Source organism: Rufibacter sp. LB8 (assembly GCF_014876185.1).
Lineage (GTDB): Bacteria > Bacteroidota > Bacteroidia > Cytophagales > Hymenobacteraceae > Nibribacter.
This window is the reverse complement of the sequence record NZ_JADALJ010000001.1, coordinates 2,086,555-2,108,988: the sequence shown is the minus strand read 5'-3', so window position 1 is coordinate 2,108,988 and position 22,434 is coordinate 2,086,555. Positions and strand designations below refer to the sequence as shown.

The 22,434-nt window shown below is 51.2% G+C and carries 16 protein-coding genes; 11 read left to right on the top strand and 5 right to left on the bottom strand.

The window, feature by feature from the left end; translation table 11 throughout:
* Nucleotides 1–831: 831 nt before the first annotated feature.
* The 6 genes from pyrF (at nucleotide 832) to IMY23_RS08985 (ending at nucleotide 7,349) form a co-directional block, all read left to right on the top strand.
* The gene (gene pyrF / locus IMY23_RS09010) at nucleotides 832–1,665 is read left to right on the top strand and encodes an orotidine-5'-phosphate decarboxylase (RefSeq protein WP_192821767.1); all 834 of its coding nucleotides are present in this window, start codon (nucleotides 832–834) and stop codon (nucleotides 1,663–1,665) included.
* A 96-nt stretch (nucleotides 1,666–1,761) separates the two neighbouring features.
* Nucleotides 1,762–3,057 carry a DUF2851 family protein gene (locus tag IMY23_RS09005; RefSeq protein WP_192821766.1) on the top strand — a complete coding sequence of 432 codons (1,296 nt, stop codon included), beginning with the start codon at nucleotides 1,762–1,764 and terminating at the stop codon, nucleotides 3,055–3,057.
* Complete coding sequence (locus IMY23_RS09000) at nucleotides 3,054–4,346, top strand: hypothetical protein (protein ID WP_192821765.1); 1,293 nt, start codon at nucleotides 3,054–3,056, stop codon at nucleotides 4,344–4,346. Before IMY23_RS09005 ends, IMY23_RS09000 begins: the two co-directional genes overlap by 4 nt.
* A gap of 127 nt (nucleotides 4,347–4,473) precedes the next feature.
* Nucleotides 4,474–5,106: a NeuD/PglB/VioB family sugar acetyltransferase gene (locus IMY23_RS08995; RefSeq protein ID WP_192821764.1), complete on the top strand. Its 633-nt coding sequence runs from the start codon at nucleotides 4,474–4,476 to the stop codon at nucleotides 5,104–5,106.
* A gap of 281 nt (nucleotides 5,107–5,387) precedes the next feature.
* Complete coding sequence (locus tag IMY23_RS08990; protein ID WP_192821763.1) at nucleotides 5,388–6,356, top strand: rhodanese-related sulfurtransferase; 969 nt, start codon at nucleotides 5,388–5,390, stop codon at nucleotides 6,354–6,356.
* A 129-nt stretch (nucleotides 6,357–6,485) separates the two neighbouring features.
* Entirely contained in the window at nucleotides 6,486–7,349 is an 864-nt protein-coding gene (locus IMY23_RS08985; RefSeq protein ID WP_192821762.1) for a nucleoside phosphorylase, read from the top strand.
* Nucleotides 7,350–7,433: 84 nt separating this feature from the next.
* On the opposite strand, the gene IMY23_RS08980 is transcribed toward IMY23_RS08985, so the two are convergent.
* The gene (locus IMY23_RS08980; RefSeq protein ID WP_192821761.1) at nucleotides 7,434–7,733 is read right to left on the bottom strand and encodes a hypothetical protein; all 300 of its coding nucleotides are present in this window, start codon (nucleotides 7,731–7,733) and stop codon (nucleotides 7,434–7,436) included.
* Between the two features lie 153 nt (nucleotides 7,734–7,886).
* The gene (locus IMY23_RS08975) at nucleotides 7,887–8,906 is read right to left on the bottom strand and encodes an acyl-CoA reductase (protein WP_192821760.1); all 1,020 of its coding nucleotides are present in this window, start codon (nucleotides 8,904–8,906) and stop codon (nucleotides 7,887–7,889) included.
* 124 nt (nucleotides 8,907–9,030) lie between these two features.
* On the opposite strand from IMY23_RS08975, the gene IMY23_RS08970 reads away from it, so the two are divergent.
* Together IMY23_RS08970 and IMY23_RS08965 are read left to right on the top strand one after the other, a co-directional pair.
* Complete coding sequence (locus IMY23_RS08970) at nucleotides 9,031–9,378, top strand: 4Fe-4S binding protein (protein ID WP_192821759.1); 348 nt, start codon at nucleotides 9,031–9,033, stop codon at nucleotides 9,376–9,378.
* A gap of 247 nt (nucleotides 9,379–9,625) precedes the next feature.
* Entirely contained in the window at nucleotides 9,626–12,265 is a 2,640-nt protein-coding gene (locus IMY23_RS08965) for a valine--tRNA ligase (RefSeq protein ID WP_192821758.1), read from the top strand.
* Between the two features lie 206 nt (nucleotides 12,266–12,471).
* Here the strand turns inward: IMY23_RS08965 and IMY23_RS08960 are convergent, their stop codons facing one another.
* From IMY23_RS08960 to IMY23_RS08950, 3 genes are all read right to left on the bottom strand, one after another.
* Nucleotides 12,472–13,020 (bottom strand): hypothetical protein, encoded by a 549-nt coding sequence (locus IMY23_RS08960; protein WP_192821757.1) that lies wholly within the window; start codon nucleotides 13,018–13,020, stop codon nucleotides 12,472–12,474.
* Between the two features lie 504 nt (nucleotides 13,021–13,524).
* Nucleotides 13,525–14,901 (bottom strand): dihydrolipoamide acetyltransferase family protein, encoded by a 1,377-nt coding sequence (locus tag IMY23_RS08955; protein ID WP_192821756.1) that lies wholly within the window; start codon nucleotides 14,899–14,901, stop codon nucleotides 13,525–13,527.
* A gap of 162 nt (nucleotides 14,902–15,063) precedes the next feature.
* A complete protein-coding gene (locus IMY23_RS08950; RefSeq protein ID WP_192821755.1) occupies nucleotides 15,064–16,329 on the bottom strand; it encodes a competence/damage-inducible protein A in 1,266 nt (421 codons plus the stop codon).
* A 142-nt stretch (nucleotides 16,330–16,471) separates the two neighbouring features.
* Here IMY23_RS08950 and IMY23_RS08945 point away from each other — a divergent pair, with 142 nt between their 5' ends.
* From IMY23_RS08945 to IMY23_RS08935, 3 genes are all read left to right on the top strand, one after another.
* Nucleotides 16,472–17,212 carry a DUF4197 domain-containing protein gene (locus IMY23_RS08945; protein ID WP_192821754.1) on the top strand — a complete coding sequence of 247 codons (741 nt, stop codon included), beginning with the start codon at nucleotides 16,472–16,474 and terminating at the stop codon, nucleotides 17,210–17,212.
* Between the two features lie 256 nt (nucleotides 17,213–17,468).
* Nucleotides 17,469–18,749: an erythromycin esterase family protein gene (locus IMY23_RS08940; RefSeq protein ID WP_192821753.1), complete on the top strand. Its 1,281-nt coding sequence runs from the start codon at nucleotides 17,469–17,471 to the stop codon at nucleotides 18,747–18,749.
* Nucleotides 18,750–19,150: 401 nt separating this feature from the next.
* A complete protein-coding gene (locus tag IMY23_RS08935; RefSeq protein ID WP_192821752.1) occupies nucleotides 19,151–21,436 on the top strand; it encodes a T9SS type A sorting domain-containing protein in 2,286 nt (761 codons plus the stop codon).
* The last annotated feature ends 998 nt before the right edge of the window (nucleotides 21,437–22,434 follow it).

Genomic DNA, 22,434 nt, shown 5'->3' with positions numbered 1-22,434 from the left:
TTCGGGCTCTGTTTTGGAAATGGAGCCTAAAACGGATTTGGCGGAGACGCTCGTAGGAGCTTCGCACACTTCGAGGTCTTTTGAGCAGGAGTTTATCGGTTCCTCAGCCGTAGAGACAAGGCAGTGCCTGGTCTCTACAATTTAATCTGCCGCAAGTTTAGCGCAGCGTAACTTGTGGCTTTCCATGTTGTGAGTTTATCAACTCACGTAAGTTTGTAAACTTACAACGTGTTTAACCACAAGTTACGCTCGCGCTAAACTTGCGGTAGGGAAGATTTTGTTGGTTTCGCCTCCATTTCCAATCTAGAGCCCGAAAATGATAAATTGGCGCAGACCTCACAGGTTTTCAAAACCTGTGAGGTCTTACCTGGCAGACTGCCTATCAACGTGCACCTTTTCCAGCCTTTCCATCGAGCGCCTAAGCAGGTTCCGTCGCCGGTAGGCGGGTGCCGAAGGCGCCAGGAAGCTGGTACAGTGCGAGAGGGGAAGGCGGGGCCCCGCGGCCGTGAGCGCTCGGAGCTAAACTATGAAACAAGCCGTCTTGTAAAACTCAGGAGTAAGCGGTTATTTGAAAGGAAGGCAAACTGCAGGCACAATCACACTTGGAGCCGCAGTTTAGGTCGTTGGTGATAATACCAACAACGGCGAAGAAGCAGAAGCAAAAATCTTCGTTAAATCCCTCGGCGGCGCTCAGGATGACAACTGCTTTTTGCACTAAGAATGCCCAGAATGACCGTAACAAAAATTCAAATCCCGTTTTTGGCTTCATTTCTGAAAACGAAGCTAAAAACAGCTTAGCTTTGCTACACTCAACCGCTACGCAAACCTACCATGACCAGACAACAGCTTTTTGAGCAAATCCAGCGCAAGCGTTCCTACCTGTGCATTGGCCTGGACACAGACCTGAACAAAATCCCGAAGCACCTGCTGCAGCATGAAGACCCTATCTTTGAGTTCAACCGCCAGATTATTGAGGCTACAGCAGATTTGTGCGTGGCTTACAAACCCAACATCGCGTTTTATGAAGCCCACGGACCCAAAGGTTGGGTGAGTTTGGAGAGAACTTTACAAGCCATTCCGCAGGATATTTTCACCATTGCAGATGCCAAACGCGGCGATATTGGGAACACTTCTGAGTTGTACGCCCGCGCGTTTTTCGAACAAATGGACTTTGATTCGCTCACGGTGGCCCCGTACATGGGCGCAGATTCGGTGCAGCCGTTTCTGCAGTTCCCCAATAAATGGGTCATTCTGCTGGCGCTGACCTCCAATGAAGGGCACGAAGATTTTCAGTTGCTGAGCGTGGTCTCCGAGGGTAAATCGTATTTCATGTTTGAAAAAGTGATTCAAAGCAGCCAGGCTTGGGGCACCGCCGACAACATGATGTACGTGGTGGGCGCCACCCGCTGTGATTACGTGGAGCGCGTGCGGGCCCTTGCCCCCGACCATTTCCTGCTGGTGCCCGGCGTGGGCGCGCAGGGCGGAAACCTGGAGGAAATCTCCAAATACGGCATGAACGCCACCTGTGGGTTGCTGGTGAATTCATCCAGACAGATTATCTATGCGTCACAGGGTGAGGATTTCGCGGAGAAAGCCAGAGCCGCCGCCTTGACCATGCAGCAGGAGATGAACCGTTATTTGAACGAGTTTCTTCCGCAAGAGTAAGCTGTTTTTGGCTTCATTTCCAGAAACGAAGCCAAAAACGGAACAGCCCTTGGTGCCGGTTCTTCGTAGGGAAGAAGTAGCACCAAGGGCTGTTCTATGAAGGAGGATTTTCTGCATTACGTGTGGCAATACCAATATTTCCGGAAGGAGCAGCTCCTCACTTCGGCGGGCGAACCTGTCCAAATCCTGCATCCGGGCGTTTACAACAAATCCAACGCCGGCCCAGACTTCTTCAACGCCCGCCTCAAACTTGGCGAAACCGAATGGATAGGCAGCGTGGAACTGCACCTAAAAGCCTCGGACTGGCGAAAACACCAACACCAGCACGACGGCAAATACAATCAAGTAGTGCTGCATGTGGTCTGGGAAGACGATGAACCCGTGCTCCGCGAAGAAGGAACCGCCATTCCCACGCTGGAACTAGCCGGCCGGGTGGAGTTGCCCTTGCAGGCGAAGTACCAGGAACTACTCTGGAGCCAGGCCGTGATTCCCTGCGCCGAGCAGGTGCATAAGGTAGAATCTATTTTCAAGTCCTCTATGCTAGACAAAGCCCTTATGGAACGACTGGAAATTAAGGCCGAGTTGGTCTTGGAACGTCTGCAGCAGAACCGGCAAGATTGGGAAAGCACGGTCTATCAGACCATGGCCGCGGGCTTCGGGTTTAAGATTAACCAAGACGGTTTTCTGCGGCTGGGGCAGGTCGTTCCCTATACTTTAGTGCAGCGCTACAGAACTTTTCCCAAGCAGTTAGAGGCCTTGCTGTTTGGCCAGGCCGGAATGTTGAATCAAGGAGAAATTTCAGATGAACACGTTCTAACCTTAGCTAAAGAGCACCGCTACCTTTCCCAGAAACACAGTCTGCCGGAGCCGCTGCCCAAAAGCGCCTGGAATTACCTTCGGTTGCGGCCGGCCAATTTCCCGGCGGTGCGGTTGGGGCAGTTTCTGGCGGTATTGCTAAACCATGAACACCTGTGGTCTGAATTGGTGGCCTGTGAGACCAGGGAAGAATGGTTTTCCTATTTCCGGCAGTCGGTGCCCGCGTGCTGGCAACAGCACTCGCTGCCGGGCAAACCTTCGGCGCAGCCATTTCTTAAAATAGGCGATGACAGCGTGCAGGGACTTTTGATTAACGTGGCGGCCCCTTTGCTGGTAGCCTACGCTAAGAGAATGGACAATACGGCCTACTTAGAAAAAGCCATTGCGCTGTTGGAAAAACTGGGCAAAGAAAATAACCACATCACGCGCCTTTACACGGGCCTAAATTTCCCGCACACCTCCGCCGCCGATTCTCAGGCGCTTTTGGGGCTGTACCACACGTTCTGCACACCCAGGAAATGCGTACATTGCACCATCGGGCACCGCCTGATGAAACAGAACCTCCCGCGCGCATGAACCTGCTGAACTGGCTTCCCATTCCGGTCTTTCTTTTTCTGGTCTACCTGCTATGGCGTTCTGTGAAAGGAAGCAGGCAAGACCTGGTTTTCTGGTCAGCGTTGGGGTTTAAGTTGGGGTGCGGTTTGGCCTTTGGCTGGCTGTATCGAAATTATTTAGGGCTGGGCGATACCTGGTACCACCATGAAATCACGATACAAGTGACCGACTTAGCCAAGGCCGATGCTACCGCCTACCTCCGGTTTCTGTTTCTGGATGACGTGGGGGTCCTTCAATTGCCCTGGAAGCCGTTCTACAACTCGTTTTTCTTCCTGAAACCTACCAGCCTGCTGTATCTGCTTTCTGGCAACTCTTACTGGTGGGCCAGCTTTTTTTTGAGCCTTTTCAGTTTCTGGGGCTGTTGGTTTCTGGTGCAGCGCCTTAGAAGATACTTTCCTGACTATGGGTTTGCCGCCACGGTGGCGTTTCTGTTCTTCCCTAGCGTGGTGTTCTGGACCAGCGGGTTCTCCAAAGACAGTTTGTTTATGGGGAGTATGTGCTTCACCATCGGGTTGGTTCTGCAACTTGCAAGGCGCGAAGGTGGCAATAGTTGGCAACAGTTTCTGCTACTTATAGTATGCATCTGGCTTTTCTGGAGGGTTAAGTTTTTCCTGGCGGCGGTGCTGTTGGTGTTGCTTAGTACTTACGTGGTAGTGCAAGAACTTGCGCGGCGAATTCATTGGTTGCATGCAAAAGCGAGCCAAGTGGTAACGTATTTTCTGTTGCTGAGCCTTGGGGCGTTTTTGGCTTCGTTTCTGCATCCTACATTTACGCTTAACTTCTTTTTGAAGCATTTGCTGTACAACTACAATAACCTACTGGCTATTTCAGACCCTGCCAAACCAATTCTGCATTTAGCTTATTTGGAGCCTACGCTTTGGTCAGTTTTAGTCAATGCCCCACAGGCGCTGTGGCAGATGCTGTTCAGGCCGTTTGTGTGGGAACCAGCGCCTTTGTTCTATAAACTGGCCGCGGTGGAGAATCTTGGGTTGCTCGTTTTGGTTTTGGCAGCAGTCATCCATCAGGCTGTAACTAGGCGTCTGCCTAAACTTCCCTCGTTTGTGGCGGTTTTGTTACTGTTCTTTGTGCTGGCGGGTGTGTTGGTGGCCTTGCCCACGCCTAATCTGGGTTCGCTGTTCAGGTACCGTGCGCCGCTATTGCCGTTTTTTCTGCTGGTAATAATTGCGTGGGGACCGTTGCCCGGCTGGTGGCAAAAATGGACTGGTTCTACCGCAAAAGACAAGGGCTGAGTCTAATCCGTTTTCTTTACGTATTTTTGCAGACGCTTCCGTTTTCGGGCTCATTCTCAGAAACGGGGCCGAAAACAGAAATCAGGATTTCCTGAAACACATCGGGAACCGAACCAAAACAGAACGTATGCAGAATCCGGTAGTAATATTAGGGGCCCAGGAACTGGGCGTATTGGCGCTAGACGCCTTCCAGAGCAATGATGTAATTGTCTATTGTTTTTTAGATGACCAGGTGGCGCTTCAGCAGAAGGAAATCAACGAAATTACGGTGATGGGCAATACTGAGGACGAAAATATTCTTAAACTTCTGGGCAAAAAGTGCGATGTGTTTGTGGCCGCCGAAGACATGGCCGCGCGCAAAAGCCTCACCAACATGCTCAAGAATGACTACAAAGTGGTGCCCGTGAATGCCATCCACAAGTTCAGCTACGTGTCTGAGCACGCGTGGCTGGGCCACGGCAACTTCATTCAGGCCGGGGCCATTGTGAACGCCAACGCCAAAATTGGCGACAACTGCCTGATTGGCGGAAGGGCCTTGGTAGATGCCAACGCCGTGCTGGAAGACAACATCACGTTAGGTGCTGGTGCTATTATTAACCCCGGCGTGACCGTGGCCGAAGGTGCTTTCATTGGCACCGGTGCCGTGGTAGTGTCCGGTGTGAAAATCGGCAAGAATGCCCGCGTAGGTGCCGGTGCCGTGGTAGTAGCCGATGTGCCTGCTAAGCAGACGGTCTTCGGGAACCCGGCGAAGGCGGTGTAGCCCCACCCCAACCCCTCCCCAACGGAGAGGGGCTTTGCGATAAAGTAATTGACTGGTTTTATTCCTGCGTTTTAAGCTCCGTTTTCAGAAGTGAAGCCAAAAACGCATTTTCAGAATAGCCCCTCTCCGTTGGGGAGGGGTTGGGGTGGGGCTTCCGTTTTCGGGCTCTATTTTCTAAATTCGCACCAAAACAGAAACGCTGGTGTTGCAGGAAGAAGTAGCACACTAGCACATTCAAAAATTAGCACATTAACCCTACACTTAGCTTGAAACTAAGCCGTATGAAAACCTACAGTATCTTACTCTATTACCACTACACCAAGATTAAAGACCCGGAAGCTTTCCGCGAGGAGCACCATTTGCTGTGTCTCAAGTTGAACCTGCTGGGCCGCATTATTGTCGCGCCCGAAGGGTTGAACGGCACCGTTTCTGGCTTGGTGGAAGACTGCGAAGCCTACATGGCCGAAGTCAAATCAGACCCCAGATTCACGGGCATCGACTTTAAAGTGGATTACGCCGACGAGCACGCCTTCACCAAACTGCATGTACGCCACAAACCCGAGATTGTGCATGCGGGGCTACGGAACATTGACCCCACGCAAAGAACCGGCGTGCATTTATCGCCGCTGGAGTTCAGGCAGATGAAAGATCAGGAAGACGTGGTAGTGCTGGATGTTCGGTCTGACTACGAGCACAGCATGGGCAAGTTCAAAAATGCCGTCACGCTGGACATTGAGAATTTCAGGGATTTTCCGGAACAGATAGACGCCCTCAAGGAGAAGTACGAAGGCAAGAAAATCCTGACGTACTGCACCGGCGGCATCAAATGCGAGAAAGCGAGCGCGTTCTTGCTGGAGAAAGGCTTCGAGAATGTGTACCAACTGCACGGCGGCATCATCAAATACGGCATGGAGGCCGGCGGCGAGGATTTTGAGGGCAAATGCTACGTCTTCGACAACCGCATTGCCGTGGACGTGAACACCGTGAACCCCGTGGTCATCTCCAAATGCCACGTCTGCGAAACGCCTTCAGATAGAATGGTAAACTGCGCCAACCCGCAGTGCAACCTTCACGTGCCCATCTGTGAAAATTGTGGCGTAAAACTGGACGGTGCCTGCTCTACCACCTGCCAGGAACATCCCGAAAAACGTCCGTATGACGGCTCCGGTTATTATCAAAAGAACACCAATGGCTACAACCCGTACAAAGGTCTGAACCGCCGCAAGACGGAGCAACCCAAGGCCGTGTAACGCTATATTTTTATTAGTAAAGCGCCTGATGTTGCTCTAAACCGGCAGCGTCAGGCGCTTTTTATTTTACTTTCATTTTTCGCTACTGGCGAAATTTAGAGAATATTCCACCTACTAAAACGATGAACTATGGCCCGTATTCCGGAGTCTGAATTGATTTTGAACCCAGATGGCAGCATTTACCATCTCAACCTGTTGCCCGAGCAAATCTCTGACACCATTATCACGGTGGGCGACCAAGACCGCGTGGCCAAGGTGAGCAAGTATTTTGACTCCATTGAGGTGCAGGTGGCCAAGCGCGAATTTGTGACGCACACGGGCTATTACAAAGGAAAGCGCATTTCAGTGGTGTCCACGGGCATTGGTACAGACAACATTGACATTGTCATGAACGAGTTGGATGCGCTGGTGAACATTGACTTTGTGAGCCGGGAAGAAGTAAGCGTAGAGGACCGAATCTCGCTTAAGATTGTGCGCATTGGAACGTCTGGGGCGTTGCAACCGGCCGTGCATTTGGGTAGCCATCTGGCCACAGAATACGCCGTGGGCTTAGACACCTTAATGCAGTTTTACCCCTTGATGGAAACCGGATATGAAACTGAAATTGCCGTGAACCTGCAGTTGGCGTTGGGTCTCGGGTTCTTGCCGTACTGCGTGAAAGGCTCTGATTTACTGCGCGAGCAGATTGCGTTTGACATGATTCACGGCAACACGTTTACCTGCCCGGGGTTCTACGCGCCACAGGGAAGGTTGCTGCGGCTTCAGCCCAAAATTGAGAACGTGATTCAGAAACTAAGCGATTTCAAATATGAAGACGTGGCGTTCACTAACTTCGAGATGGAAACGGCCGGACTTTACAGCTTGGGCCGTTTGCTGGGCCACGAAGTACTTTCCCTGAACGCCATTGTGGCCAACCGCATCACCCATGAATTTGCCACCAACACAGAGCAGGTGATTGATGACTTAATTCTGAAAGTGCTGGATAGGATTTAAGTCGATATTCTCTAAAATAACATAATATGAAGGGCTTTGGTACATCACCAAAGCCCTTCGCTTTTTTGCTGAATAAAAGATTATCTAGAAAAACTCCACCGCCAGAATAGCCGAGGTAGGAATGGTCACGCCCGCTTTAATGGTCGCGAACTGCTTATCGGCTTGCCAGATAGTGGTGCGCACGCGCAGGATTTCGCCGGAGGCTACTTTGAAGGTGAGCTCCACTTTGCCCTGGTAACCGTTGCCCAAAAGACTGGCGCGGTCCAGGTCATGGAGGCGTTTGGTCTGGGCGGCTTTGTCAGAGAGCACGTCCTGGGTGCCGAAGTTCAGTTGCGGAATGATTTCCTTTTCTATCAGTTGGTAGGTTGAGGTGCTGGTGTCCATAGTATGCGTATTTTACCTTGTCTGTAAGCCAATGAAAAAAGTATTTGTTATAAATACAAGTGTTTACGGGTAGAATAAATTTTTAACAAAAGATATTCCAATAAGTTTAAACCCAGTTTTACCTTCATTTCTAAAACAGAGCCCGAAAACAGATTACAATTTCAGCAGGAACGCCAGCGTGTCCACGCCATCGGCGTAATCATCTACACCGGGGCACTGTGCCTGCCCAAACGCGAAGCTTTTCTCCCAAATTCCTTCCTTTGAAACCACACACTGCAGCTTTTCCTGCACGGCGGTCAACTTCTGGCGCAGGTCATTTTCATCTTTATAGGTTTCATAGAACATGACCGAGATAGGGGAGACCAATTGTTCGCTTTCGGTTACCATCAAAAACCCATTGTCTAAGTGCGGCACGCCGTTCACCAGATAGATAGACTTATTGTAATCATAGTTGTTGCGGTATTTATGGAAGTCCACAATGTCTGCCTTGTACTCAATGGCCTCAAAAAACGGAATGAAATCATAGCCTTCGGGCACATAAGCCTTTGACACATTGCGGCAGCCCAAGCCGTAATAGCGCAACAGGTCATCGCCCAGAGCAGCCAGTTCTTCCTTGGTCTCCTGTCCTGTCAGCACGGCCACGCTGGTGCGGTTTTTTCTGATGATGTGCGGGCGCTTCGCGAAATAATATTCAAAGTAGCGGGCCGTGTTGTCTGAACCGGTGGCAATAATAGCGTCTGCCTCTTTGAGCATGGGCACAAAATGTATCATCGGCGCGAAGTCAGGCTCCAACTCCACCAGTTTCTCCAATAAGTGCGGCACCAGAAACGGATCATCTGAGCTGGGTTTGGCCAGAAGAATATGCCCCGATAATAGAATACAAAGCGCATCATGGAAACCCACGGCAGGAATATTGCCAGCCATCACCACGCCTACTTTTTTAGGTGCGTCATTGGTTTCGGGCACGTCATATTTGGCTAACCAGGCTTCCAACTGCTCTGGCTGAAGCATATGAGCCAGCCCGGTGAGCGCCGCTGAAACATTTGGCCCGTCAAAGAAGTTATTGTGCTGGCCTGCCCGGCGGGCAAGGTATTCGCGTTCCTCTTTGGGCAATTGCCGTATATAATCGCCTAGTTTGATAAAGGCTGAAAGTCTTTTTTTGAAAGTTAACATGCAGGGGTAACAGCAGCTAGGTGAGAAACGTTTGATACAATGCGCGCCAATGCGTACTTTTGCGCGCGAATGGGTGTACCGGTACCGGTGCGAAAGTAGGAAAAAGAAACAGGAGAATACGACTATGGCGATAATGATCACCGATGAGTGCATTAACTGCGGCGCTTGTGAGCCCGAATGCCCCAACACGGCCATCTATGAAGGCGGCATGCAGTGGACCTGGGGCGATGGTACTTCCCTTACCCAAGTGGAACGGGACGGCGGCGTTTTAGTAGACGGAAAAGCCCCCCAACCACCCATCTCAGACGAGTTCTACTACATAGTTTCTGACAAGTGCACCGAATGCTGTGGTTTCCACGAGGAACCCCAATGCGCCGCCGTCTGCCCCGTTGACTGCTGCGTTGATGACCCAGATTACCGTGAGACCGAAGAGGCCTTATTAGCGAAGAAGGAATGGCTGCACGCCAGCTAGTTTCTTTTTGTTAGATAGTTTGAGAAACCCGCCACGTGCGGGTTTTTTGTTGTGGTTTTAGTTTTGGCCATTTTCGTTTTGGCTCCGTTTTCAATTTTGAGCCCGAAAACAGGAAATACGTCCAGCCTTAAAACTAACCTGCCGCTAAAGTCTTCTAATTTACTATTTTTGCATTCCATTTGTGGCTTATGGTCAACTAGCTGAGCAATACGTGCTACTTGATACTTGCTACCTGATACCAAAGAAGATGTCCACCATACCAAAGACCTATAACCCCAAAGAAGTAGAAGACAAGTGGTACGCCACCTGGCTAGAACGCGGTTTTTTCAAGTCGAAGCCAAATCCAAAGAAGCAGCCCTACACCGTGGTGATTCCGCCGCCCAACGTAACGGGCGTGCTGCACATGGGCCACATGCTCAACAATACCATTCAAGATGTATTGGTGCGCCGCGCCCGTATGCAGGGCAAAGAAGCGTGCTGGGTTCCAGGAACAGACCACGCGTCCATCGCCACTGAAGCCAGGGTGGTGAACATGCTCAAAGAAAAAGGCATCAACAAATCTGACCTTACCCGCGAAGAATTCTTGGCACATGCTTTTGAGTGGAAAGAGAAATACGGCGGCATCATTCTGGAGCAACTTAAGAAACTGGGCGCCTCCTGCGACTGGGATCGTACCCGTTTCACCATGGAGCCAGACCTGACCGATGCCGTGATTCAGGTGTTTGTGGACTTGTACCGCAAAGGCCAGATTTACCGCGGCGTGCGCATGGTGAACTGGGACCCGCAGGGGTTAACCGCACTCTCAGACGAAGAAGTAAATTTCAAGCAGGTAAACGGAAAACTGTATTACCTGCGCTACGGCATTGAAGGCTCAGACGAAGTGCTCACCGTGGCCACCAAACGCCCAGAAACCATCATGGGCGACGTGGCTATCTGCGTGCACCCTGAAGACGAACGCTACAAACATTTAGCCGGTAAAAAAGCCATTATTCCGTTGGTGAACCGTGCCATTCCCATCATTTTTGACGAATACGTGGACCGCGAGTTCGGTACGGGGGTGTTGAAAGTGACGCCGGCGCATGACATCAATGACTATGAACTGGGCCAGAAACACAACCTGCCCAGCATTGACGTGCTCAATGACAACGGCACCATCCATGAACGCGCTGGCCTCTACGTGGGCGAAGACCGGTTTGTGGTGCGCAAGAAAATCACGAAGGAACTGGAAGCCAAAGGCCTGCTGGAAAAAGTAGAAGACAGCGTTTCTAACGTGGGTTTCTCTGAGCGCACCGATGCCGTAATTGAACCCAAGTTGTCTATGCAGTGGTGGTGCAAAATGGACCAGATGGCCAAACCGGCGCTGGAAAACGTGCTTAATGACACCATCAAACTGCACCCAGCCAAGTTCAAGAACATGTACCGTTCCTGGATGGAGAACGTGCATGACTGGTGTATCTCGCGGCAGTTGTGGTGGGGACAGCAGATTCCGGCCTATTACCTGCAAGACGGCACCTTTGTAGTTGCCCGCACCGCTGAGGAAGCCCTGGAAGAAGCCCGCACCAAAACCGGAAACTCAGAACTGCAGCTATCAGATTTGCGTCAGGACGAAGATGTGCTGGACACGTGGTTCTCGTCTTGGTTGTGGCCAATCTCGGTGTTTGACGGTTTCAAAGACCCAGACAACGAAGACATTCTGTATTACTACCCAACCAATGACCTGGTAACCGCCCCTGAGATTCTGTTCTTCTGGGTAGCGCGCATGATTATGGCCGGCTACGAGTTCCGGAAGGAATTGCCGTTCCAGAATGTGTACCTCACTGGCATTGTGCGCGACGCGCAGGGACGCAAAATGTCTAAATCCTTGGGCAATTCGCCAGACCCGTTGGTCTTGATTGAACAGTACGGCGCCGACGGCGTTCGGGCGGGCATGTTGTTCAGCTCACCCGCCGGGAATGACTTGTTATTCGATGAAAAACTCTGCGAGCAGGGCCGGAACTTCAGCAACAAAATCTGGAACGCCTTTAGACTCATCAACGGCTGGGAAGTGGATGAATCCTTGCCAAACCTCAACGAAAAAGCCATCAAGTGGTTCGATTCTAAATTGAACGAGGCGCTGGTTACGCTGGAAGACCACTTTGACAAATTCCGGATCTCTGACGCCTTGCTCACGGTTTATAAATTGGTGTGGGATGATTTCTGCTCCAATTATCTGGAGATGATCAAGCCGGCATTCGGGTCACCAATTGACCCAGCTACGCTGCAGTCTACCTATGAATTCCTGGAGAAACTGATGAAAGTGCTGCATCCGTTCATGCCGTTCATTACTGAGGAAATCTGGAACACCATGAAAGAGCGCGCGCCCAAAGACTGTCTGGTTGTCGCCTCCTGGCCACAGAAAGGCCGCATAGACGCTGATTTGCTAAAGCAAACCGAGTACGTGCTCAACGTGGTGGGCCAAATCAGGAACGTACGCAACAGCAAGAACATTTCGCCCGCTAAAAAACTGGCCCTGCATGTGAAGCTGTCTGAAGGCAAGAACGCCATCTCTGGTTATGAAACGCTGGTGAGCAAACTCGCCAACCTCTCTGAGATTCAGGAAACCGAACAGCCGCTAGACAACGCGCTTTCTTTTGTAGCCGAGGACAGCACCGAGTTCTTCATCCCGATGGAAGGTAACATTGACGCCGCTGCCGAACGAGAACGTATCTTGAAAGAACTGGACTATACCAAAGGCTTCTTGACCAGCGTAGCGAAAAAACTCAGCAACGAGAAATTCGTGAACGGTGCCCCTGAAGCCGTCTTGAACGCCGAGCGCAAAAAACAGTCAGACGCTGAAGCTAAGATTGCCGCCCTAGAGCAAAGTTTAACGGCGCTGCCAGAAGCGTAGAAATTAAGATTAAAGTAATAATAAAAGCGGCTGCTCCAGTTTGGGGCAGCCGCTTTTTGGTTTCTGTGGCTTCAGCAAAAGAAAGCATTGCGTGTAGAGACAAGGCACTGCCTTGTCTCTACGTGACCTGATAAATGTATTTGATGGACATTTATCTGTTTTCCTGTTTTCGGCTCCATTTCCAGAAATGAGGTCAAAAACGGAAATTATTGTATATATGAATCCAGTTTAATCCAGGTAATTGCACCATTATCGACTGAATAGCGCAGGACCATATTGCCGCCAAAGTGGCCATCTTCAAAATAAGCCATCGCATACCGGTCGTTCAGAATTCTAACGTCATGGATGGCCATAGTACCGCCTTTAACCCCTACGTTGGTCAGCACACTTTTCTGTTTGCGCATGAGGTCGTTCATTAAATCTGTTTCAGGGTTTTTGAGGCCTGCGCGTTTTAAACGTTTTACATCTGAGTCAGAGAGCACACCCAATTCTTCCTCAAACGTGGTGGAGGGGGTTGGAGGCACTTTCTCTTCAATGGCAATGGAATCGCCCAACGGCGGCTGGGTAGTGGTAGGGGCCAAGGCGGTGTCCGTAGAGGCGCTAGGATTGGTGTAGCGTCTCACTTGTTCTTCCAGGCTGGTGATGCGTTCGTTGTTCATGGCCAGCTGGCTTTCGGCGTTGCTTTTGCCCCAGTAAAAGTAGATGGCCAGAAACAGCACCACCGCGAACAGAATCAGGAATAAGGTATTTTTCATAGGAATTTCGAATTGAAGCAAGATACAGCTTTTACTATATTCTGGCAGTGCGGGTTCTGTAATTTCCGTTTTCGGGCTCCATTCTGGAAATGAAGCCAAAAACGGCGGCTCACTATTAAAATCCCGCTTCAGCTATTTGGAGTCTTCCGAAGGGTGACTGCAAATCATCAATGATTAGCAGGAACTCTGTTCCGGGCAAAAGGAAGCAGCGTACCTTCAAAGCGACATAATTTGCATTAGAACCATTTAACAGTTTGAAAGGCCGTTTTTTCTTAGCAACCAGGAAGTCAGAGACTTCCACTCCATTCTGTTCGGAGTCGCCCTGCGGAAGACTCCAAACAGCGATGTTAAATCTGTAGATAAGAGCCGCCGTTTTCGGCTTCATTTCCAGAATTAAGCCCGAAAACGCAAGCACAAAAAAGCCCCTCCTTGGCGGGAGAGGCTTTTTAAATGAGAGACGCCATTTGCACATCTCCACATTTTCAAATCTTCCAATCGAAAAAATTATATCGCCGTGTTCGGGTCGAAGGCTTCTAAGTAATCAGCTACGCGGCGCACGAATTGACCACCCAAAGAACCATCTACCACGCGGTGGTCATAGCTGTGAGACAGGAACATGAACTGGCGGATTCCGATTAAATCGCCTTCAGGGGTTTCAATGACGGCTGGCTTTTTCTTGATGGCGCCCACGGCCATAATGGCTACCTGCGGCTGCATGATGATTGGCGTGCCCATCACGTTCCCGAAGGAACCCACGTTGGAAACGGTGTAGGTGGGGTCAGCTAAATCTGCCGGGGTGAGTTTGTTGATGCGGGCGCGGTTAGCCAGGTCATTCAGGCGCTTAGAGATGCCGTTGAGGTTCATCTGGTCGGCGTTGTGGATCACGGGCACAATCAGGTTGCCGGAAGGCAGGGCCACGGCCACGCCAATGTTGATGTCGCGCTTTTTAATGATTTTGTCGCCGTCTACGCTCACGTTAATCATCGGGAAGTCTTTGATGGCTTTCACGATGGCTTCAATGAAGATAGGGGTGAAGGTGAGGTTTTCGCCTTCGCGCTTCTTGTAGCTGTCTTTGGTTTTGTTGCGCCAGTTCACAATGTTGGTCACATCGGCCTCCACAAAAGAAGTCACGTGCGGACTAATGCGCTTGCTGTCTACCATGCGCTGCGAAATCATCTTCCGCATGCGGTCCATCTCAATAATCTCCACGTTGCCGCTATAAGACTGCGCCGGAGCCGGAACAGAAGGAGCCGCGGCCGGAGCTGCTGCTGGTTGCGGAGCCGAAGCTTGGGTTGGTGCGGCTTGTGCTGGAGCAGCGGCTGGTTGCTGTTGATTAGTAGGAGCAGTTTGCGAACCAGACTGCCGGTTGGCCACAAACTCCAGAATGTCTTTTTTAGAAACGCGTCCGTCTTTGCCAGTGCCGGGTATATACTCCAGTTCCTGCATAGAAATTCCTTCCTCGCGGGCAATGTTCATCACCAACGGCGAATAGAACCTTCCCGAAGCAGGTTGCTCTAAAAGCTGCGAAGTCTGGGCCGTGGCCTGTGGTGCGTCTGCCGGATGTGCGGCTGGTTGGGTAGTGGGGGTCGCGGCCGGCGCTTCAGCGGCGGCTGGGGCAGCAGAAGTCGGTTGGTCATCGCCGCCGGTGCTGATGATGGCGATGGTGGCGCCCACAGCTACTACCTGACCCTCTTGCACCAGAATCTCTTTCAAGACGCCGCCTTGAATGGCAGGTACCTCGGTGTCAACTTTGTCAGTGGCAACCTCCAGTACAGATTCATCTTGCTCAATGGTGTCACCTACTTGTTTCAACCATTTAAGCACGGTGCCTTCCATGATACTCTCGCCCATTTTGGGCATCACCATTTCTACAAGGGCCATATTGTCAGTTTTCAGTTATCAGATTAAGGGCAGCAAAGGTACGTTTGCCCGGGCAAAAAACTCGTTTACGCAATGTTACAGAAAAACCAGAAATGAATTGCTGTAAACCGCCAGAGATTATAGGCTACCTAACCTTTGTTAGGCAAAAATAGGGAAAATTACCTATTCCTCAACGGCCACGGGCAAACTCTGCCGCACCAGGTTAAGCGCCTGCAGGGTGGTGTACTCTATGTTGAGCAAACGGGTTTTGTTGTAACTGATTTTGCGGGCGATGGTCTGGTGCGCGTCTGCGTACGCAATCCAAATGGTGCCCACGGGTTTCTCTGGGGTGCCGCCGTCTGGACCGGCAATGCCGCTGGTGGCTATGCCAATGTCTGTTTGGAGCAGCTGCCGCACGCCTTCGGCCATTTGTTTGACAGTTTCCTCGCTCACAGCGCCGTGTTGGGCCAGGGTTTCTGGTGTTACGCCCAACTGCGCCTGTTTCACGTCATTACTATACGCCACCACGCTGCCTTTGAAATACGCCGAACTGCCCGGCACGCTGGTCAATTTATGCGCGATTAAACCACCGGTGCAGCTTTCAGCGGTGGCAATAGTGAGGTTTCTGGCTTTCAAAAGCTGGCCAATTGCTTCTTCTAAGGTTACCTCGCCGTGCGCGAAAATATGCGGGGCAATCAGTTGGCTCAGTTGGTTTATCTGTTGCTGCATTTCGGCTTCCAGCGCATCTGTTGAACCTGTAGCCCGCCCCGTGAGCCGTAAACGTACGCCTGCCAAATGTGGTAAGTACGCCAGTTTTAAATGTGATGGCAGGTTGTCTTCCCAATCGGCTATTATTTCGGCAAGAAAAGACTCCCCAATGCCAATGGTCTGCACTACTTTATGAATGATTTTGGGAAGGTGGAATTCTTGCTCCAGCAGCGGCAGCACGGTGTCCTGCATCATGCGCTTCATCTCAAAGGGCACGCCCGGCATGGAGACGATGATGGTGCCCTGTTCCCGGAACAACATGCCGGGCGCGGTGCCCAACGGGTTTCTAACGGGCGTGCAGGAGGCGGGCAAGAAGGCCTGTTGTCGGTTTATTTCCAGCATAGGACGGTTGTAACGCCTGAAAATAGCTTCCACATCGTCTAAAGAAGGTTGGTGCAGTTGCAGTTCGGTCTTGAAATATTCGGCTAAGGTGTGCTTGGTGAGGTCGTCTTTGGTGGGGCCCAGGCCGCCGGTAATCAAGATAACATCGGCGCGGGAGATGGCGTCGGTGAGGGCTTGGCAGATGGCTTGTTTGTCATCAGAAATGCTGGTGATTTGTTTGATTCTGATGCCGATGTTGCCCAGTTCCTGCCCCATGAATGCTGAGTTGGTGTCAATGACCTGGCCATACAGAAGTTCATCGCCAATGGTGATGATTTCCGCCGTGATTTCTTTTTTCATTCTTTTGGCTTGATTTCTGCGTAGTGGAAAGAATACGTTCAAGTTTTGGTTTCTAAAGCGAAAATGGCTTAGCCCGAAGACAAAGGTTGAACATATTCTCAACTTACCAACCATATCTAATTTCATAGACATGTACGCACGTATGAAGAAACTTGCCAGCCCCACTTTTGTTTTGGCGTTTTCCGCGATAATTGGTCTCAGCGGCTGCACCGCCAGCCAGATTCAACAGGCCGTTGACGGCGTGGCCGGCGCCACCAACACCACCGGTCGGCCCCTGACCCAGACCGAGGTTGCCTCCGGTCTCCGGGAAGCGCTGTCACAGGGCATTTCCAAAGGCGCCAACCAAGCCTCACAGACCGACGGTTTCTACGGGAACAACTTAATCCGGATTCCTTTCCCGAAGGATGTGCAGAAAGTGGAGAACACGCTTCGGCAGATTGGCCTGGGTTCTGAGGTGGACAAGTTTATCTTGACGCTCAACCGCGGGGCCGAGGACGCTGCCAAAAGCGCCGTTCCTATTTTTGTGAGTGCTATCAAACAATTGACCTTCAGTGATGTCTGGAATATTTTGAGCGGGGAGAAAGACGCCGCCACCCAATTCCTGAAACGCACCACTACCAGCCAACTCACGCAGGCGTTCACTCCCATTATGCAAAAGTCTTTAGACAAAGTGCAGGCCACCAAGTACTACACAGATTTGGTGAACCAGTACAACCGCATTCCGTTGGTGCAGAAAGTGAACCCAGATTTGAAGTCGTATGCCACGCAGAAAGCCATTGACGGTCTGTTTTTGCTGGTAGCCCAGGAAGAAGCGAACATCAGGGAAAACCCCATTGCCCGCACCACTGAGTTGCTACGACGCGTGTTCGGGAGCAGGTCGTAATTTAACCTCAACCAAAAATTCAAACGCCTTCTTTGCCTTAAACTGGCAGGGGAGGCGTTTCCGTTTTCGGGCTCATTTCTGAAAATGAGCCCGAAAACGGGATTGGAAAGGTGCGTGATTTGGGAGGGCGGGGATGAAATCTTTCTAAGATATGCCCCGGTATCGCCATAGTTTTTCCAAAAATGGTGAAAATCGGGTAAACTTTCTGCAGGTAGTAGGGGTAAAAGGCAGGGAGTTCATTTTTGCTTCCGTACCCATGAATTATACAAAGCTGCCGTATCACCGGCTGGAGAATAAATCAGATTTAGATGTTTTGCTCAATGATATAGGAGATGCGCGTATTGTCATGTTGGGGGAAGCATCGCACGGAACCTCAGATTACTACGCCTGGCGCACCGCCATCTCCAAGCGGCTCATAGAAGAAAAAGGATTCACCTTTATTGCCGTGGAAGGCGACTGGCCCGACTGCTACCAAATCAATAAATTCATACGCGGCTACTGCAAGCCCGGCACCAAAGTGTCTGACATTCTCAAGCACTTCAACCGCTGGCCCACCTGGATGTGGGGCAACTGGGAAATAGCCGCGCTGGTAGAATGGCTCAAGGAACACAATGACCGCCCCAATACCAATAAAATCGGGTTCTACGGATTAGATGTGTACAGCCTCTGGGACTCGCTGCAACGCATCATGAAATACCTGGAGAAGAAGGACGGGCAGGCTGTGAAAGCCGCCAAAGAAGCCTTTAAGTGTTTTGAGCCCTACAGCTCTGACCCGCAGGAATATGCCCGCGCCGTGGCCTATGTGTCTGAAGACTGCGAAGAGGAAGTGCTCACTATGCTACAGGAACTGGGCAAGCGCGAAACCGATGCCCCCGCCAACGCCGAGGCCGAGTTTGACGCCCAGCAGAACGCTTTGGTGGCCGTGAACGCCGAACGCTATTACAAGGCCATGATCAGAGGCGGCGGAAGCTCCTGGAACATCAGGGACGAACACATGATGGAGACTTTGAACCGCCTCCTGGAATTCCATGGGCCAGACTCCAAAGTGATTATCTGGGAACACAATACCCACGTGGGAGATGCCCGTTTCACGGATATGGCCCAGGCCGGCATGGTGAATATTGGCCAATTAGCGCGGGAACAATACGGTAGAGAAAATGTCTATTTGGCAGGTTTCGGAAGTTATGAAGGTTCTGTGATTGCCGGCGACAGCTGGGGCGCGCCCATGAAAAAGATGGAAATGCCGCCTGCCCGCCAAGGTTCCTGGGAAGATTGGCTTCATAATTTAGGCGCCACAGACAAGCTGCTGCTCTCCAAAGACTTGCGCGGAATAGAAGAAGCGAACCAGCAGATCGGCCACCGAGCCATTGGCGTAGTCTATGACCCCAACCGCGAAAAATACGGCAATTACGTGCCCACCATCATTCCGGAACGGTACGATGCGTTTCTGTACCTGGATGAAACCGAGGCTCTGCGACCGTTTATCATTAAGACCAAAGAGAAAGAACCGCCAGAACTGTACCCGGCCAACGAGTAACATCGGCGGCCTTTAAAACAGGTTAGTAAAAATTATTATCCCCCGCTTCTGAAATACAGTGCTCAGGCTTGGCCAGAGCAAGCGCGCCATCTTACTACATATATAGAAAAGCCACCCGCAACAGGTGGTTTTTTTGCGTTCAGGGCGTTTTGGGGCTCATTTTCAGAAATGAGCCCCAAAACGGAAATGACTGATGGTTAGGCAGGTGCAGTAGTATTCATGTAGGTAATCGATTGCTCAGTTTTGAACCTAATAATTACCGGTGATTGAAAGTTTTACCAAATAAGGACTGGTAGATTAGAAAAAAGAAACTATATTTGGTTGTGCAATCGATTGCGCATAGCGTTTTCGTAATACCCACAAAAGCCACCCGCGTATTTCCTTACCCAAATAAACATACCATGAAACATTTCTTTACGCTTCTCTTACTGCTCTGCACCCTGGGTTCCTGGGCGCAGTCCCTCACCATCACAGAATCTGCGGGCTGGCTGGAATCAGCGTATGTGAAATGGCAACCGGTGACCAACGCCGAAAGCTACAATGTGTATTACAGCGGCGAAGGCATCACTGACCAGAAAATTGACAACCAACTCATCCGGAGCTATGGGACCTACATGCGCGCCGATGTGCTGGGCTTGAAAGCCGGTTCGTACACGCTTAAAATTAAACCGGTGGTGGCCGGGGTGGAAGGGGCCGCCACGCAAACGGCCGCCTTAACGGTTAAGGCGCAGGACCGCACGGGTTTCGCGTTCAGCAACGGGCGGGTACCGGGCGGTTACCAAGCAGACGGTACCGTTAAAGCCAACGCCGTGATTCTGTACATCACGCAGAACACCAAAAACACGGTTTCTTTGAACGTGACGGGCGCCACCGTAAATCCATGTGTGGGGCTGCAGACTATTTTAGATGGTTTTAAAAAGGGAAGAGACAATCGCCCGTTGATCATCAGAATGGTAGGTCAAATCACTGACCTGGCCACCATGCAAAGCGGCGACATAGTCATTGAAAACAACAACAACGCCAACAGCCACATCACTTTGGAAGGCGTAGGCGATGACGCCGTGGCCGACGGCTGGGGCATCAGAATCAAAAACGCCTCTAACGTGGAAGTCCGCAACCTGGGCTCCATGAATGTGAACAGTGACGAAGGCGACAACATTGGCCTGCAACAGGAGAACGAGTACATCTGGATTCACCATGTGGACTTTTTCTACGGTGACGCCGGCAGTGACGCTGACCAGGCCAAAGGCGACGGCGCCCTGGACAACAAGCGTTCCACGTACGTGACCTTCGCCTATAACCACTTCTGGGATGCCGGTAAAAGCAACCTGGTAGGTTTGAACGAAGGCACCACGCAAGGTTTGTTCATCACGTTCCACCACAACTGGTATGACCACTCAGACTCGCGTCACCCGCGGGTGCGTTATTACTCGGCGCACGTGTACAACAACTATTATGACGGCAACTCTAAGTATGGCGTAGGTTCTACCTTGGGCTCGTCGGTGTTTGTGGAGGGCAATTACTTCCGCAATTGCAAGTACCCTATGCTCACTTCCATGCAGGGCTCAGATGTGTACAGCGAAGCCAAGCAGGCAAACGATTACAACAACATGGGCACTTTCTCCGGCGAAGATGGCGGCACTATCAAAGCCTTCAACAATTTCATGATCGGCCAGCGTCGGTTTGTACCGTATGCCGCAGCCGGTTTCCCCAACGCCACCCGTGATTTCGACGCATATGTAGCCACTACCCGCAACGAAGCCGTTCCGGCCACCGTGGTGTCTGCCTACGGAACCAACACCTACAACAACTTTGACACCAACGCCGCGGTGATGTACGCCTACACGCCAGATAGCCCCGAGGAAGCTAAAGCCAACGTGATGCAATACGCCGGCCGCGTGAACGGTGGTGACTTTAAATGGACGTTTAACAATGCCGTGGATGATGCGTCATACGATGTGAACGCACCCTTGAAAGCCGCGTTGGTGAACTATAGAACCAGCCTGGTTTCTGTGCAAGGCGATGTAGCCCCGGTAACAGGTGGCGATGGAGACGGAGAAGATGAAGGCGACGGCGGCAACACCGGCGGCACGTCTGAGGAAGGCATGGTCCACAACTTCACCACGGCCGGCAGCACGAGTTCGTTCTACCGCATCACGGGCAGTTTGTCAGACTCCAAAGGAACGGTGACTTACAATGGCTTAACCCTTACACAATGCCTTAAAATTGAATCAGCCACCAACATCACCTTTACTACTACCAGAGAAAGCACACTCACGCTAGTTTTCAATAGTGATTTAAGTGGAAAGATTAAAGTGAATGGAACTGACCAGACCATTACGGCTGGTAGAATGACCATGACGCTCCCGGCTGGTACCCACCAAATCACCAAAAATTCTACCGCTAACTTGTACTACATGAGCACCGCGTACACCGGGGCGCCATTGAGTTCAAGAGAGCAATCTGAAACGGCCATTAAGGTTTATCCAAATCCTGCCACCGACCAAGTACTGGTGACCTACCAGCAGCAGAAGGTATTCTCACTGTACAACGCCACGGGTTCTCTGGTAAAAACCGGCACCACCAACCAAGCCCTTGACCTCAAAGACGTGAAAGCCGGCCTCTACATTGTGGTCATCAAAAGCGACAACGGACAAGTTTGGACGTCTAGATTGATTAAGAGATAACATGTCTTCTATTGCCGAGTTTTCGGTAGGTAGAACGCTTGATTTAAAGGAATGCCCACTATGCAAATTGCATGGTGGGCATTTCCGTTTTCGGGCTCGTTTTGGGAAATGAAGGGAAAAACGAGATTTGGCGAGAGACGCTCGTAGGAGTTGCGCGCATTACGAGGTCTTTGGAGCGAGCGCCTGTTGGAAGGCAGGCAATCGGGCAGCGTGAACCCACCCCCAGCCCCTCCGAGGAGGGGAGTATCTGGAATGCGTAGCAAAAGAGAGTTATGCCTGGAAGAAAAGGCGGTGCCTGGTCTCTACACTTGCAAACCTGATTTATCCTACATTTCCGAAATAGAGCCCGAAAACGGGATTGGCAGAGACACTCGTAGGAGCTTCGCACACTACGAGGTCTTTTGAGCAGGCGTTTGTCGGGACCTCTACCGTAGAGACAAGGCAGTGCCTGGTCTCTACAACCAGCCACAGAATTCCAGTTTCGCCTCCATTTCCAATCCAGAGCCCGAAAACGCAATTGGCGCAGACCTCACAGGTTTCCAAAACCTGTGAGGTCTTTTGAGCAGGCGGCACTGCTGATGCCCGAAAACGCAGACTGCCTTTCTACCCGCACCATTTCCAGCCTTTCCATCGAGCGCCTAAGCAGGTTCCGTCGCCGGTAGGCGGGTGGCGAAGGCGGCAGGAAGCTGGTACAGCGCGAGAGGGGAAGGCGGGGCCTCGCGGCCGTGAGCGCTCGGAGCCCGGCTATGGAAAAGGCCGACTCGTAGAACTCAGAAGCAAGCGGTTATTTGAAAGGAAAGCAAACTGCATGCACAAAAGCAGCTTGAAACGCAGTTTAAGTCGTTGGTGAGAACACCATCAATCTGAATTGCAGTTGTATGAATTGCAGTTCAGGTGGTTGGCCCCTATAAACAACGGCAGATAATAACAGAAAGAATCTTCGTTAGATCCTTCGACAAGCTTAGGATGACATAAACAAAAGAAGGGATTAGAAAGCA

Excerpts from the sequence above, each read along its gene's own strand:
- pyrF (WP_192821767.1), top strand. The coding sequence starts at position 832 with ATGACCAGACAACAGCTTTTTGAGCAAATCCAGCGCAAGCGTTCCTAC.
- IMY23_RS09005 (WP_192821766.1), top strand. The coding sequence starts at position 1,762 with ATGAAGGAGGATTTTCTGCATTACGTGTGGCAATACCAATATTTCCGG.
- IMY23_RS09000 (WP_192821765.1), top strand. The coding sequence starts at position 3,054 with ATGAACCTGCTGAACTGGCTTCCCATTCCGGTCTTTCTTTTTCTGGTC.
- IMY23_RS08995 (WP_192821764.1), top strand. The coding sequence starts at position 4,474 with ATGCAGAATCCGGTAGTAATATTAGGGGCCCAGGAACTGGGCGTATTG.
- IMY23_RS08990 (WP_192821763.1), top strand. The coding sequence starts at position 5,388 with ATGAAAACCTACAGTATCTTACTCTATTACCACTACACCAAGATTAAA.
- IMY23_RS08985 (WP_192821762.1), top strand. The coding sequence starts at position 6,486 with ATGGCCCGTATTCCGGAGTCTGAATTGATTTTGAACCCAGATGGCAGC.
- IMY23_RS08980 (WP_192821761.1), bottom strand. The coding sequence starts at position 7,733 with ATGGACACCAGCACCTCAACCTACCAACTGATAGAAAAGGAAATCATT.
- IMY23_RS08975 (WP_192821760.1), bottom strand. The coding sequence starts at position 8,906 with ATGTTAACTTTCAAAAAAAGACTTTCAGCCTTTATCAAACTAGGCGAT.
- IMY23_RS08970 (WP_192821759.1), top strand. The coding sequence starts at position 9,031 with ATGGCGATAATGATCACCGATGAGTGCATTAACTGCGGCGCTTGTGAG.
- IMY23_RS08965 (WP_192821758.1), top strand. The coding sequence starts at position 9,626 with ATGTCCACCATACCAAAGACCTATAACCCCAAAGAAGTAGAAGACAAG.
- IMY23_RS08960 (WP_192821757.1), bottom strand. The coding sequence starts at position 13,020 with ATGAAAAATACCTTATTCCTGATTCTGTTCGCGGTGGTGCTGTTTCTG.
- IMY23_RS08955 (WP_192821756.1), bottom strand. The coding sequence starts at position 14,901 with ATGGCCCTTGTAGAAATGGTGATGCCCAAAATGGGCGAGAGTATCATG.
- IMY23_RS08950 (WP_192821755.1), bottom strand. The coding sequence starts at position 16,329 with ATGAAAAAAGAAATCACGGCGGAAATCATCACCATTGGCGATGAACTT.
- IMY23_RS08945 (WP_192821754.1), top strand. The coding sequence starts at position 16,472 with ATGAAGAAACTTGCCAGCCCCACTTTTGTTTTGGCGTTTTCCGCGATA.
- IMY23_RS08940 (WP_192821753.1), top strand. The coding sequence starts at position 17,469 with ATGAATTATACAAAGCTGCCGTATCACCGGCTGGAGAATAAATCAGAT.
- IMY23_RS08935 (WP_192821752.1), top strand. The coding sequence starts at position 19,151 with ATGAAACATTTCTTTACGCTTCTCTTACTGCTCTGCACCCTGGGTTCC.